11 protein-coding genes, 1 tRNA gene and 1 pseudogene are annotated in these 14,581 nt (G+C 27.7%); 6 read left to right on the plus strand and 7 right to left on the minus strand.

Features of this window, described 5'->3' with window-relative positions; genetic code table 11:
* Positions 1–321 precede the first annotated feature (321 nt).
* From BZ132_RS00005 to ilvD, 4 genes and pseudogenes are all read right to left on the minus strand, one after another.
* Positions 322–2,166 (minus strand): threonine--tRNA ligase, encoded by a 1,845-nt coding sequence (locus BZ132_RS00005; protein ID WP_011407139.1) that lies wholly within the window; start codon positions 2,164–2,166, stop codon positions 322–324.
* Positions 2,167–2,400: 234 nt separating this feature from the next.
* Positions 2,401–4,037 (minus strand): annotated as a pseudogene (gene argS / locus BZ132_RS00010) (arginine--tRNA ligase).
* A gap of 31 nt (positions 4,038–4,068) precedes the next feature.
* The gene (locus BZ132_RS00015; RefSeq protein ID WP_048059926.1) at positions 4,069–4,479 is read right to left on the minus strand and encodes a signal peptidase I; all 411 of its coding nucleotides are present in this window, start codon (positions 4,477–4,479) and stop codon (positions 4,069–4,071) included.
* A 137-nt stretch (positions 4,480–4,616) separates the two neighbouring features.
* Positions 4,617–6,266 (minus strand): dihydroxy-acid dehydratase, encoded by a 1,650-nt coding sequence (gene ilvD, locus BZ132_RS00020; protein ID WP_011407142.1) that lies wholly within the window; start codon positions 6,264–6,266, stop codon positions 4,617–4,619.
* 209 nt (positions 6,267–6,475) lie between these two features.
* Here ilvD and BZ132_RS00025 point away from each other — a divergent pair.
* The 4 genes from BZ132_RS00025 to BZ132_RS00040 all read left to right on the plus strand — a co-directional run bounded on the left by BZ132_RS00025 (position 6,476) and on the right by BZ132_RS00040 (position 9,751).
* Positions 6,476–6,551: transfer RNA gene (locus tag BZ132_RS00025), tRNA-Arg, on the plus strand.
* A 158-nt stretch (positions 6,552–6,709) separates the two neighbouring features.
* Positions 6,710–7,999: a diaminopimelate decarboxylase gene (gene lysA / locus BZ132_RS00030; RefSeq protein ID WP_112149795.1), complete on the plus strand. Its 1,290-nt coding sequence runs from the start codon at positions 6,710–6,712 to the stop codon at positions 7,997–7,999.
* Positions 7,996–8,874 carry a diaminopimelate epimerase gene (gene dapF, locus BZ132_RS00035; RefSeq protein WP_011407144.1) on the plus strand — a complete coding sequence of 293 codons (879 nt, stop codon included), beginning with the start codon at positions 7,996–7,998 and terminating at the stop codon, positions 8,872–8,874. Before lysA ends, dapF begins: the two co-directional genes overlap by 4 nt.
* 34 nt (positions 8,875–8,908) lie before the next feature.
* Positions 8,909–9,751, plus strand: coding sequence for a DUF362 domain-containing protein (locus tag BZ132_RS00040; RefSeq protein ID WP_286940009.1), 843 nt, complete (start codon positions 8,909–8,911; stop codon positions 9,749–9,751).
* A 137-nt stretch (positions 9,752–9,888) separates the two neighbouring features.
* Here BZ132_RS00040 and cobJ read toward each other — a convergent pair whose 3' ends face one another.
* Together cobJ and BZ132_RS00050 are read right to left on the minus strand one after the other, a co-directional pair.
* Positions 9,889–10,989: a precorrin-3B C(17)-methyltransferase gene (cobJ, locus tag BZ132_RS00045; RefSeq protein WP_011407147.1), complete on the minus strand. Its 1,101-nt coding sequence runs from the start codon at positions 10,987–10,989 to the stop codon at positions 9,889–9,891.
* Positions 10,990–11,220: 231 nt separating this feature from the next.
* On the minus strand, positions 11,221–11,856 hold the full coding sequence (locus BZ132_RS00050; protein ID WP_011407148.1) for a hypothetical protein: 636 nt from the start codon (positions 11,854–11,856) through the stop codon (positions 11,221–11,223).
* A gap of 144 nt (positions 11,857–12,000) precedes the next feature.
* Here BZ132_RS00050 and BZ132_RS00055 point away from each other — a divergent pair, with 144 nt between their 5' ends.
* Both BZ132_RS00055 and BZ132_RS00060 read left to right on the plus strand, forming a co-directional pair.
* A complete protein-coding gene (locus BZ132_RS00055) occupies positions 12,001–13,473 on the plus strand; it encodes a DNA-directed DNA polymerase II small subunit (protein WP_011407149.1) in 1,473 nt (490 codons plus the stop codon).
* A 12-nt stretch (positions 13,474–13,485) separates the two neighbouring features.
* Positions 13,486–14,064, plus strand: coding sequence for a class II aldolase/adducin family protein (locus BZ132_RS00060; protein ID WP_011407150.1), 579 nt, complete (start codon positions 13,486–13,488; stop codon positions 14,062–14,064).
* Here the strand turns inward: BZ132_RS00060 and BZ132_RS00065 are convergent.
* Positions 14,054–14,308: a UPF0147 family protein gene (locus BZ132_RS00065; protein WP_048059929.1), complete on the minus strand. Its 255-nt coding sequence runs from the start codon at positions 14,306–14,308 to the stop codon at positions 14,054–14,056. The genes BZ132_RS00060 and BZ132_RS00065 overlap by 11 nt on opposite strands.
* Positions 14,309–14,581 lie beyond the last annotated feature (273 nt).

A 14,581-nucleotide genomic window follows, 5' to 3' on the forward strand; every position in this document is an offset into this window, starting at 1 on the left:
AAAATATTTTATTATTTTCATTTTCTTTTAAAACCTTCCAAGAATAGTAAAAAAAAGATATTAAAATCCTTTTTTTATACTATAATCTCATTTTCTAATAAAAAAGATTCATATTAAAAATAAATCTTCTATATTATTTTTTCATATTTAAATATATATAAAATTTAATATAATAAATAAGTAATTGTTATAGTTTTCATTTATATTGAAATTCAATGTATGAAAATTATTTAAAATTTAAAAAAAAATCAAATATTCACCTAAAATATATTCAAATAAAAAAGATTAAAAAAAGAGGAATAATTAAGATATACTAATACCTTAATCAAATTTTACACGTTTAGATACCATGTATGGTAAAGGTAACTGTCTAAATGGCATGTCTTTTGTAAGAGTATGTATTTCTTCTGCTAAATCTTCAATAGAAATTTCTTCTTTAGTGTTGTCAACACGTCTGTTAACTGAAATAGAATTATTTTCTACCTCATTATCACCTACAACTATTGTGTATGGAATCCATTCTTTTCCAGCATTTCTAATTTTCTTACCTACTCTTTCAGCAGTATCATCAATATCCACCCTTATATTACTGTCCCTAATTTGTTGGTAAATCTCTTTAGCATAATCTAAGTGATTATCAGTAACAGGAATTATTCTTACCTGTGTAGGTGCAAGCCATAATGGTAATGATGGTTTATTACCCTTATCTGTTGAAGTTTTTTCAAGTAAACTACAAATAACTCTTTCAATACTTCCTGTAGGACTACAGTGTAATATTGTTGGATATTGTTGTTCTTCATTTTCATCAAGATATGTGATACCAAATCTTTTTGCACTTTGAATATCCATTTGAACTGTAGGATTTTCTATTGGTCTTCCCAAATCATCAATTGCTGCAAAGTCAACTTTAGCATTCCAGTAATGTTTCATTTTAGGAATAACTTCTAAAAGAACTGGTTTTTTAATGTTGTTTTTAACTACTTCTTTAATCCAATCTTCATTTTCATCAAAGAAGTCTTGTGTTACACGGAATGCAACCTCATAATGTACATCTAAATCAGTTTCTGTTTGAGCACACATATCTACTTGATTTGCAAATACTTCTCTTGCATGATCATCATTTAAACATACACTGTGGAAATCAGGCATTGTGAAAGCTCTTAATCTTTTAAGACCTACAACTTCTCCCTGTCTTTCAAATCTGAAACTGAATGTTGATAATTCATAAATTCCTACAGGCATGTTTTTCCATGTGAGGAATGAATCTGCTAGAATTCTGAATGCTCCAAAACAACATGCAAATCTTAACATTAATTCTCTGTGTTTTGTTTTTAATCTGTATTGTCTTTCACCAAATTTTTCTGCATGTTCTCTTATTGCAGGATTTGCTAAATCATACATTACAGGAGTTTCTACAGGCATTGCACCTCTTTGTGTAACAAGTTGATATACATAGTCACTTAATAAATCTTTTACAAGTTTACCTTTAGGATACCATCTAATATGTCCCACATCAGCTGCTGGTTCATTACTTGCCAATTCCTTTTCCCTCATTAATCTTACATGAGGTGGTTGTTTTCCTGTATCTTTTGTTTTACCTTCTTCATGATCAACTAATTGTCTTAGAGTTTTATTTTTATAGTTGTATTCTTCAACATCGAATATGTTTCCATCTTCTTCTAAGATAAACATTTTAGATGGTTCTGAAGGTTCTTCTTCAGAGTCTTCACTTTCTTCTTCAGGTTCTGTTGTTATAGTTCTTGATAACTCAGATAATGGATGTCCTTTACATGATAATTCAAAGGATTTATACCATCCAAATGGTACTCTAAGCACTGCTTCATTGTTATCTAATAATTCAGCTTCAATACCTTTTAATATTTTTTGAGCTATATCAGGGTTTGATAAAGAAGAACTTAAGTGTGCATATGGATAAATTACAATATTTTCTGCATTTACTTTATTTTGTACATTTAATATTTCTTTTACTGCTTTATTAATTATTAATTCTGGATTTTCTTCATCTTCTTTTTCAACTGCAATAAAAGCAACTAGTGCTTCATCTACTCCAGAAACTCTTTTTTCATCATCTATATCTTCAGCTATTTTAGTTTTACTTCTAGTTTTATACCTTAAATAATCTGAATGTATCATTAAAGTTCGCATTTCTAATTATTCCTCCATGAAATTCCGAGACACGTATAATTAATCTACTATTTATTAAATAAATATATTTAAGTAGATTATAATAATTAAAATATCATTAGTTATTATTTATATAATTCATATTATATTAATATCAGTATTTGTATTCCAAATTAATATTATTAGTAAAAATATAATAAATAAAATATAATTAAATATCTTGTAAAAATCTAAAAAAAGAAGTTTAGAGGAGAATTACATGAATTCTGGAGATTTAATTCCTAAGAGTTTTAGAGAATTTTTAAGTGTAATTCTTGAAGCATCAACTAGTTTTAAACGTAGTTTCTCATGTTCTGAACCTATAACTTGTTTTGATTTGTAGAATTTATTAAATGCTTTTGAAAGACTTAATGTGTATTGAGCTAAATGATGTACTCTTCTTTCTTGTGCAGATTGACAAATTACTTCTGTAAATTGTGATAATGTTTTTATAAGATCTTTTTCTTCATCATCTAATTCATAATCACATCTTACTTCTTCAAATTCATTATAATCTGATTTNAGCCTCGCTCAAAGCTTAATGCTTCTTCCCATTTGAATGTAATAGGTTTTTCTGGTGATATTTGATTAATATAGAATCTTATTGAACCTACACCAACAATTTTTGATACTTCTTCGATTTGTTTTTCTGTTAAATCAAGATCACGACGTATTAATTCTTCTTTTGCATGTTCTACTGATTGTTCAATAAATTCATCAACTGATATAAACACTCCTTTTCTTGTTGACATTGAACCTTCAGGTAAATCTATAAATTCATAGAATACTACTTCTGGAGCCCTATTATTAGATAATTCTAATGCTAAACCTAACTGTTTTGCAGCTAATTTATGATCTGCTCCTAAAATATCTAATGAAATATCACTATTTTTTGTTTTATATTGATGATATGCTAAATCTCTTGTTGCATATAAACTAGTACCATTTGATCTTCTAAGTACTAATTCTTTATCTACATTATATCTTTCTAAAGGTAAGTATAGAATATCCTTTTGTATTGTAAATGGTTGTAATTTTTCAAGTACATCATCTACACTACCATTTCTTAAAAATGTACTTTCCCATTTAAAAAGATTCATTTTAATATTTAAATCTTTAAGTGTTTCTTTTATTCCATCAATACAATATTCTACTACGCCTTGGAAAGCATCAATTAGTGCTGCATCAGTTCCTTCTTCATATTTTCTTAAAATATCATCTATTTCTTGATTATATTCAGGATTTGCTTCTAATTGTTGATTACATTTATAATATACTTCACCTATTGCATGATCTGCTTTTTTATCATCATCAACTGTGTAGTTAAATTTGTCCATTCCCCATACAATAATTGCAATTTGTCTACCCATATCATTAACATAATATTGAGCTTCTACTTTATATCCTGCATGTTGAAGTATTCTTTTTAGAGAATCTCCAAGTATTGCATTTCTTAGATGTCCAACATGTAATGGACCATTAGGATTTGCAGATGTATGTTCTAAAAGAATTCTTTCATCTTTTTCTGGTAGTTCACCATAATTTTTATCAATATAATTTACTACTTTTGTTGTAAATAATGTGTAGTTAATATAGAAGTTAATATATGGTCCTTTTGTTTCTACTTTTTCAAAATATAATGGTAGTTTTATATTTTCCTTAATTTCCTGAGCAATTTCAACTGGTGACTTTTTTAGTTTACTAGCTAAAGAGAAAGCAATATTAGTTGACATATCACCCATGGAAGGATTTGGTGGTTCTTCTAGTATGATTTCATCATCATATTTTATTCTTAGTTTTGTTAAAGCTTCTTTTATACTTTCATTTATCTCTGTCTTTAGTTTTGAGTACATTAATTCTATCTCCTCTTAGTTTATGTTTAAATCATAATCCTCTAAACCATAGAGTTATATATCCTATTTTTGGAATGATTAATAAATTATCACCAATTGTGATTACTTTAGCTCTTATTTGTTCTGGTGAAACTAGATATGGATCTTCAACTTCATTATTATCTCCTTTTATAGTATAATATTTAGATCCATTTATTTCATTTATATCAATAACCCTATGTATTACAGGTTCTGGATACCATTGTGCATCATATACAACCACATCATTTATTTTAATATCATTATATGGGTCAAATTCTTGCATTCCATAATATGTATGAACATTTTCAATTGCTACAATATCACCCCTATAAAATGATGGTTCCATACTTCCTGATACTACCACATTAAGGTGTGCTGATAAAATAACAGCAATAACTATTATAAGAACATAACTTAGTATTTCTTTTGTTAAATGATATTTACTCTTTGATGTATCCTCTGATTCTTTTTGATTTTTTTTCTTATTCTTCCTATTATTGCGTTTTTTAGACAAAAAATTCACCCCCATATCACTTGAAAAAAGAAAATAAAAAGGATTTATTTTAGTATTGCACCTTTATCTGCAGATGTTGCTAATTTTTGGTATTGTTTTAACCATCCTTTAAGATTACGTTCCACTGGTTTAACTTTAGATAATCTTTCTTTTATTTCATCATCAGTTAATTCTAATTTAATAGTTCTTTCTTTTACATTTATAGAAACAATATCTCCATTTTCTATTGCACCAATAGGTCCACCTTCTGCTGCTTCAGGTGATATATGTCCTATACATGGACCTCTACTTCCTCCTGAAAATCTACCATCAGTAATTAAAGCTACATGGAATAATTCACGACCCATTATTGCTGCTGTAGGATTTAGCATTTCACGCATACCTGGTCCTCCTTTTGGACCTTCATACCTTATTACTACAACATCCCCATCGATAATTTCATCATTTTCTATGGCTAGTACACATTCTTCTTCAGAATTAAATACTTTACATGGACCTGAATGAACAAGCATGTCTTCATTTACTGCACCCTGTTTAATTACACAACCATTAGGTGCTACATTTCCATATAACACTGCAATTCCACCTTCTGTTCTTATAGGATCATCTAATGTGTGAATTACATTATAATCAATATCAGACACTTTTTCTAAGTTTTCTTTTACTGAGTTTGAAGTACATGTTATACAATCAGTGTTAAGTATTGATTCCATGTTTTTCATTACTGCAGGAATTCCTCCAGCATTTTCAACATCAATCATACGATTGTTTCCACCAGGTCTAATACTACAAATATATGGTACTTCATGACTTAATTTATCAAATAAATCTATTGTTACATCTACTCCATCCACTTCATTTGCTATTGCAGGAATATGTAATGTGGTATTTGTAGAACCTCCCAATGCTAAGTCAACTTTTATTGCATTTTCAAATGCTTCCTGAGTTAATATATCTGATGGCTTAATATCATTTTCTAATAATGTAAATATTTTTTTAGCTGAAGCTCTTGCAATTTCTACTTTTTTATCACTTACTGCATGTGCTGTTGCACATCCTGGTAGACTCATACCCATTGTTTCTGTAAGACAAGCCATTGTATTTGCTGTAAATAATCCTGCACATGAACCTGCTCCTGGACAAGCACAACGTTCTAATTCATATAGATCTTCTTCTGACATTTTACCAGATTGTGTTGCTCCTACAGCTTCTGTAACATTAATAAAATCTACTGTTTCACCATGGAATTTACCTGGCATCATTGGTCCACCAGTAATAACTATTGCTGGAATATTTAATCTTGCTGCTGCCATTATCATACCTGGTACAACTTTATCACAGGTTGGCATTAGTATCAATGCATCAAATTGATGTGCCATTGCCATACTTTCCACAGTATTTGCAATAATTTCCCGTGATGGAAGAGAATAATACATTCCTTCATGATTCATTGCTATACCATCACAAACAGCCATTGTATCAAATTCAAAAGGAACTCCCCCTTCTAATCTAATAACCTCTTTAACTTCTTGAACTAAATCTTTTAAATGAATATGTCCAGGTACTATATCAGTATAACTATTAGCTATTCCAATAAATGGTTTTTTCATATCATTATCATCCAATCCACATGCTCTTAGGAGGGATCTGTGTGATGTTCTGTTAATTCCTTTTTTTATATTATCGCTTCTCATTAAATCATATCCTATTATTAAATAAAAAAATATACTTGAATCCAATAGGGAATATTATGATTAAAAAAAATTAATTAAATCTACAAAATATTTCTCTATAATATATTAATATATATTATTATAATGCTATAATAATTTTTTTAATTAAATTTATAAAATATAAGAAAGTAATTATATAATAAAATACAAATAATTATAATGTTAAAGATGGGCTCATAGTCTAGCCAGGATTATGACGTGGGACTTCGGATCCCAAGATCGGGGGTTCAAATCCCCCTGGGCTCGTTATTTATAATCTATTTTTAATTTAAAATTTATAAAAAAATAACAAAAATATATTAACTATAAAATTTATACTTTTAAAAAAGAACTTTTTTTGATTATATAGAATATTATATAACTTTTTTTTAAAATATAAACTAACTACAATAGGAATCAATAAAATGCCATATGATTTTAATTTAAAAAAAGAAAATAATCATCTCATTATTGGAAATATAGATGCTAACGAACTTGCTGAAAAATATAAAACACCATTATATGTGATAGATGAAGAAAAAGTTAGAAATAATTATAATAAATTATACACTGCATTTAATAGTAAATATGAAGATCTTCACATGTGTTATGCTGCAAAAGCAAATACAAGCCTAGCAGTAATGAAAATATTAGAAGATGAAGGAAGTTACATTGATGCCGTATCTCCCGGTGAAATATACACTGCACTTCTTGCAGGATTTACACCAGAAAGAATAGTATTTACTGGAAACAACGTAACAAATGAAGAACTAGAATATGCACATAAAACTGGAGTTACAATAAATCTTGACAGTATTTCTGCACTTGAAAGATTAAGTACCATTGAAGGAACTAAAGGAAAAGAAATATCCATAAGAGTTAACCCGATGGTAGAAGCAGGACATCATGAACACTGTATTACTGGTGGTCCAAAAAGTAAATTTGGAATAAAAGAAGAAGAAGCTGTTGAAGTATATCAAAAAGCTATTGATTTAGGATTTAAACCTATAGGAATGCACTCCCACATAGGTTCTGAAATTCTTGAATCTGAACCATTCATGTTAGCTGTTGAAACAATGATGGATATTGCTGGAAAAGTTCATAAAGAAGTAGGAGTAGACTTTAAATTCCTAGATTTTGGTGGAGGATTTGGTATCCCATATGAACCAACAGAAAATGAATTAGACCTAGAAACATTCACAACAGACATAATTAAATTATTTAAATCAAAATTAGAAGAATATGATATGGGAAAACCTGCAATGTACATAGAACCAGGAAGATTCTTAGTAGGTAATGCTGAAGTACTCCTTACAAGAGTAAATACTATAAAAGAAAGTTATCGTAAATTTGCTGGTGTAGACTGTGGATTTGGAACATTACTTAGACCTACAATGTATGGTTCATACCACCACATAGTTGTTGCAAATAAAATTAATGAAGAAAATGTGGAAGAAATTGATATTGCAGGAAACTTATGTGAATCAGGAGATTTATTTGCAAGAGACAGACCTATGCCTAAACTTGAAGAAGGAGACTTACTTGCAATATTAAATGCTGGAGCATATGCATACAGTATGGCTTCACAATACAATTCAAGACCTAGACCTGCAGAAGTTCTTGTAAACAAAGACGAAGTAGATGTAATTAGAAGAAGAGAAGAATTCAGTGACTTATTTAATGGTCAAAAAATTCCTACAAGGTTATTAAAATGATTAAAGAAATAGAATTTACTAAAATGCATGCACTTGGTAATGATTATATTGTAATTAATGAAACAGAAACTGAAGTTATTCCTGAAGAAGCAAAAAACAAATTAAGTAACGATATATGCACACGTAGATTTAGTGTTGGTTCTGATGGTGTAATATTTGCATGTAAATCAGATAAATCTGATGTTAGATTCCGTATATTTAACAGTGATGGTAGTGAAGCTGAAATGTGTGGAAATGGTATTCGTTGTTTAGCAAAGTACGTTTATGATAATGATATTGTTAAAAAACAAACCATGCAAATAGAAACTATGGAAGATATTAAAGAAGCAAGACTTACAGTTGAAGATGATGTTGTTAAAAGTATTGCTATTGATATGGGAAAGGGATTTTTCAAACCAGAAGAAATTCCAGCAATAGCTCCTAGTGGAAATACTGATGAATTTATTGATGAAGAAATTGATGTTGATGGTGAAAAAATCATAATGAGTTCTGTTAGTGTAGGAAATCCACATGCTGTTTCATTTACTGATATAAACATTGATGATATTGATTTAGATTATTATGGTCCACGTATTGAAAATCATAAAGCATTTCCTGAAAAAGTAAATGTTCATTTTGTAAATATTGTTTCTCCTGGAGAAATTAACATTTTAACATGGGAACGTGGTGCAGGTTTTACATTTGCTTGTGGTACTGGTACAACAAGTTGTGTACTCCTTGGATATAAAATGGGACTTTTAAATGAAAAAGTTCATGCACATCTCTCTGGAGGAGATTTAGATATTACAGTAAGTGATCATAATGAATACTTAACTGCTACAATGGAAGGAAAAGCAGTTACTGTATATAAAGCTCAAATGACAGTGGATATTTAATTCCACCTTTTTTTTAATTTTTAGGATTGATACTATGAAGCGTATTGTTTTTGAAGATATAAGTACATTTATTGTGAAGTACATCTTCCATTTACGTTTTAAAGTTGCACTTTTAAGTAGAAAATCAAGAATTTTCAATAAAATACTAACAAAACTACTTTTTGAAGATGATAAAACATATTTTATTCCAAATAACAATAATATTACCCACTTAGAAACTATTGAAGTTAATAAAACAATTGATAAAACCAAAAATATCGTATTTCCAAGTGATATTATTAAAGAAATTATTAGAAATGCTAATTATATTGTTATAATGAATAGTTGTTTATGTAGAACTTCTGCAAATTGTAATGATTATCCACAGAATTTAGGTTGTATATTTCTTGGAAGAGCTACAAAAAAGATTTCCAGAAAGTATTGTAGAGAAGTAACACCAGATGAGGCTATTAATCATATTGATAAATGTAATAATGCTGGATTAATTCATATTATGGGTAGAAATAAACTTGATGTTAGGTGGATGAATGTAGGTCCATCAGATGAGTTATTAACAATATGTAATTGTTGTCCATGTTGTTGTTTATGGAGAGTACTACCTAATTTTAGTGATAGTATTCAGGGAAACTTCCATAAATTACCAGGTATTAGTGTTTATTGTGATGATAATCAATGTATTTTATGTAAAAAATGTGTTGATATATGTTTTGTTGAGGCAATAACAATAGATGATAATAAAATTAAAGTAAATAGTAATTGTATGGGTTGTAGTCAATGTGTGAGTAACTGTCCTGTTAATGCCATGAAAATAAATTATGATGATAATATGAACTACACTATAGATGATATTAATAATATAGTGAATATAGAAAAATAGTAAAATCCAATAAGATATATTTCAAGTGTAAATTATGTTCTAAAAATATTTTCTAATTTAAAAAGTAGATGAATAAAATCTATGTAAAAAACAAAAACATGGATTTCAAGTGTAAAAAATAATAAAAATAGAATGAGTTATTCATCTAATTCAAAGTTACGATTAAAATCTAAATTTCTAGTTTTATAAATTGTAGAACGTCTAAGTTTTAATAATGCTTTTTTCTTAGTTTTAAAATCATTCATAGAATGAATATTATCTTTTACATAGTCAAGTACTTCATCTACAACTTCATCTTTATGTATCCAATTACAATTACTACAATTCCACACATTCTTTCCTTCTATCCATTTTCCACCAGTTGATCCATCAGCACATGGATAGAATGGACAGAAACAGAATGTACAATTTTCTTGATTATTATGACATGGGAAATATTCACAATCAGTGTTAGGACCAATCTGTATATCTCCTTTAAAGAATTTTTCATAGAATTGTTCTGTTAACTCAGGTAACTTAGCATCCATTTTATAACCCCTTGGAGTTATCATTTTACCTTTTTTAACATAAGTCATTGAATTTCCAACAATGATTGTTGTAAACATGTCAATATCCTGAGTTCTTAAATCTTTTAATTTACAAATATTTGTTAAAGTTTCAACTCCATCCTTTGTTGTAACAATACCAACAGGTGTTTCAGGATTTCTATTTTCTAATAAAGTATCACATGCTACTTCAAATGGTTCTGTTCTAGATTTACTCTTAGGATTGTAGAATGCTATTACTAAATCTGCTATTGCAGCATGTTTTATTTTTCTTTGAATTTCATCAAGTGGAGTTAATAAATTACTAAGACTAATAATTGCAAGATCATGTAATGGAGCTCCAAGTGCACTTGCTGAGTATGTTGCTGCTGTTACACCAGGTATTACCTCAAATTCAAGGTCAGGATATTTATCAATTATCTGAAAATATACATTTGCCATACCATAAATTCCAGGATCTCCAGAACTTATAATTGCCACTTGTAAACCTTCTTTTTCCTTTTCAACAGCCAATTCTACCCTTTGCATTTCATCTCCCATACCTCTACTATGTACTTCTTTTCCTTCTAGCAAATCCTGAATATGTGTAAGATATGGATGATATGCAATTACTACATCAGCTTCCTTTATTCTATCTACTGCTTTTAGAGTTATGTGTTCTCTTTTTGAACCTATCCCTATTAAACTAATCATTAAAAATGTCCTCCTTATTAGGTATTTATCATAATACATTAGAAATTAAAATCTTTAAAGATATAATATAATAAAAAAATACTGTATTAATGTTGAATAATAATGTATTCTTCATATTATTTATTATTAAGCCTGATAATTTCCAAAAAAGTAGATTTTTAGTAGATATAAATTTAATTATGTAAATATTATGAAAAAAAGAATTAAAAAAAAGAAATGAAAAAATAATACTTATGCTCGTGCCCTACTTAAATTATTAGTATTTTGAACAGCTGTTGTATTATTATAAACCCCAGTAGTATTGTTACTATTTTTATCTGCAATATACTGTGATATATTAGTTATATTTTTTCCACTGGTTTTATTATTTGATTGATCATATAAAACAATACTTTCTTTAAGAGATATTGATGTTGTATTAATTTTAACTTTACCAGAAGAATATACTTCACCAATAGCAGTAGCAGTAATACTGTATGTTTGTTCAGGAGCTATTATAATTGCTCCACCAGATGATACTTGTACATCTTTTGATGCTAAAGCTGTTATTGTAACTGTTTGATTTCCAGTATCATCACTTGAAACCTTCGCTGTAACAGAATTCAGATTAACACTCAAATTCGTTAAATTATTTAAAACTAAAGCTACATTCTCATTATTAGTTATATTTAATGTATTCTGATCTTTTAGATTTTTTTCACCAGTAAAAGAACCTATAAAATCTGAAGCTTCATTTATTTGTACTGAAACCAATTCCACAGGATCAACATGACCTGAAGATATTAAAGTATACGATGCAAACAATCCAATTTCAAAAAATATGAAAATCCCTACAACAAAAAGAAGAATCTTAAGTATCTTTGACATTAATTTACCCCCATAGTTTAATTAATATAAAATAGTATAATAACAGTTTATATTCTAATATTAATTTAAGTTAATTATAATATATATTATATATTATATTATTGAGATAAAAAAATATATAATTAAAAAAATGTAGCTGATCTAATGTCAAATGATATAATTAAAAAATTTCAAAAAGCACAACTGTTATTAAATAACAATGCTTATGCAGAAATCAAGGGAAATTCTGATTATGATTATCTAATTAATGAATTAATAGAATATATTGAAGAAAATGAAAATGATCAGTATATCATCACTACACAAACTATAAGAAATTATCAAGAACAAGAAAAAAGAAGAATACATGAATCAATAATTGAAAATCCAAAAACAAGAGAAATACGATCGAAACAAGAAACACCATACGAAGTAATACTTGATGTAACAAACAAATCATACACTGATGGAGATATTAATGATTTAAATAAGTACTTCAATAGTAGATATGATAAATTAAAGAAAATTATACAAGAAAATCCTGAATTTAAGAAAATAAATGAATTAAAAACTACAAAAACAAACATTGATAATTTACAAGTTATTGGAATGATAAATAATATTAATAATACAAAAAATGGGCATAGAATAATAGAAATAGAAGATCCTACAGGTACTGGAAGTGTCATAATACTAAATGATAACGAAGATTTAATAAATAGTAGTCAGACACTTGTAAAAGATGAAGTTATTGGAGTTAGTGGTAGTACTAATGGAACATTAATAAGAGCAGATGAAATTGTACATCCAGGAATTCAAAGACATAAAATTATAGATAAAGACATGAATTTTTCAATAGTATTTATTTCAGATGTTCATATAGGTAGTAAACAATTTGATGAAGATTCATTTAATAGATTCATTAAATGGTTAAATGGAAATTATGGAAATCAAGAGCAACAAGACCTTGCAAACGATGTTAAATACCTTGTTATTGGTGGAGACTTAGTTGATGGTATTGGAATCTATCCAAATCAAGAAAAGGAATTAAAAATTAAAGATATATATGAACAATATGCTGAAGCTGCACGCCTATTAGGTGATATTACAGATATTCCTATAATATTATCTCCAGGTAACCATGATGCTACACGTCTTGCAGAACCTCAACCTGCATTAACTGAGAAATATGCTAAAGATTTATGTAATCAGAAAAATATTGAAATGGTAAGTAATCCCTCAGTTGTTAACTTAGATAATATTAAAGTTCAAATATATCATGGTCGAAGTTTTGATGATATTGTTATGGCTTTAAATAATTATACACATGCAGATACTGATAAAATAATGCAATTGTTACTGGAAAAAAGACATCTTGCACCAATATATGGTGAACGTACACCACTTGCAAGTGAATTTGAGGATTATCTTGTTATTGATGATATTCCTGATGTATTACATACAGGACATGTCCATATTAATTCTCATACAAAATATAAAGGAGTTCATATGTTGAATTCTGGTACATTCCAAAAACAAACCGAGTTTCAGAAAATCTATAACATAGTACCTACATGTGCTCAAGTACCAGTATTAAATCATGGAACATTACAGTTATTGGATTTTACTAAAGAATAGGAGTTAGATTTTATGGATAATAATATTATAGAAAATATAGTTAAAACAGCACATCATATTTATAATAAGGATATGATTATTGGAAAAGCAGGAAATATTAGTATAATTGATAAAAAAAGAGAATATATATACATAACTGCTTCAGGAACTGATTTTAAGAGTTTAAAATATTCTGATATTATTAAAGTAAAATTAGATGATTTATCATATGTTTCAAATGATGAAAAAGTTCCTTCAATGGAAACTAGTCTTCATATTGGTGTATATATTAATAGAAACGATGTAAACAGTGTTGTTCATGTTCATTCACCTTATGCAACTGCTTTTGCATTTAGTAATAAAAGATTACGTCAACAGGAAGGTTTTGGTGAAATTACTGGTGAATATATTGCTGAAGTTGAATATTATACTCCTGGTAGTAAAAAATTAGCCTTGCATACAAGTAATGCATTGAAAGAAGAGGATGCAGTTTTATTAAAAAATCATGGTGTTATTACTGTGGGTAAAGATATTGATGAAGCTACACTTCTATGTGAATATATAGAAGGTATAGCTAAAACACAATATATTACACACACACTTAATCTTTAACTGCTTCTAATTCACTTAAAATATTCCATATAAGAATTCTAGCATGTATAGGTATGTTTGGATCGTTACTTATATCATCTAGTATAGATATTACTGTACTAGCTTTGATTGTTGGTTCTTCATCTTTTGCTAAAAGATTTGTTGAATCTTCAGCTGCTTTTCTTATGTTTCTTGGTACACTTGTATCATTAATTATCTGTGATAAGATTTCTGTGCAGTTTGAAAAAATTTCTTCATTATTCATTATATCAGACATAGTTATACTCCCTAATAAAATTATTTTTACTTATTTAATTTTAATAAACAAAATAAAAGTTATAGCTCATTATATTAATAAAGAAAAAAGAAATAATTATTTTTTTATTCTATCTTTATTATTTTTTTTATATATTATAGAACTTATGTAAAACATAATATATAAAAATAGGTTAAATTTTTTTAATATATATGCTTAATTTACACTTGAAATATATCTTTAAATAATTTTAAAGAAAAAATAAAAGTAAATATTCTAAAA

This window comes from Methanosphaera sp. DEW79, from assembly GCF_003266085.1.
Taxonomy (GTDB): Archaea; Methanobacteriota; Methanobacteria; order Methanobacteriales; family Methanobacteriaceae; genus Methanosphaera; species Methanosphaera stadtmanae.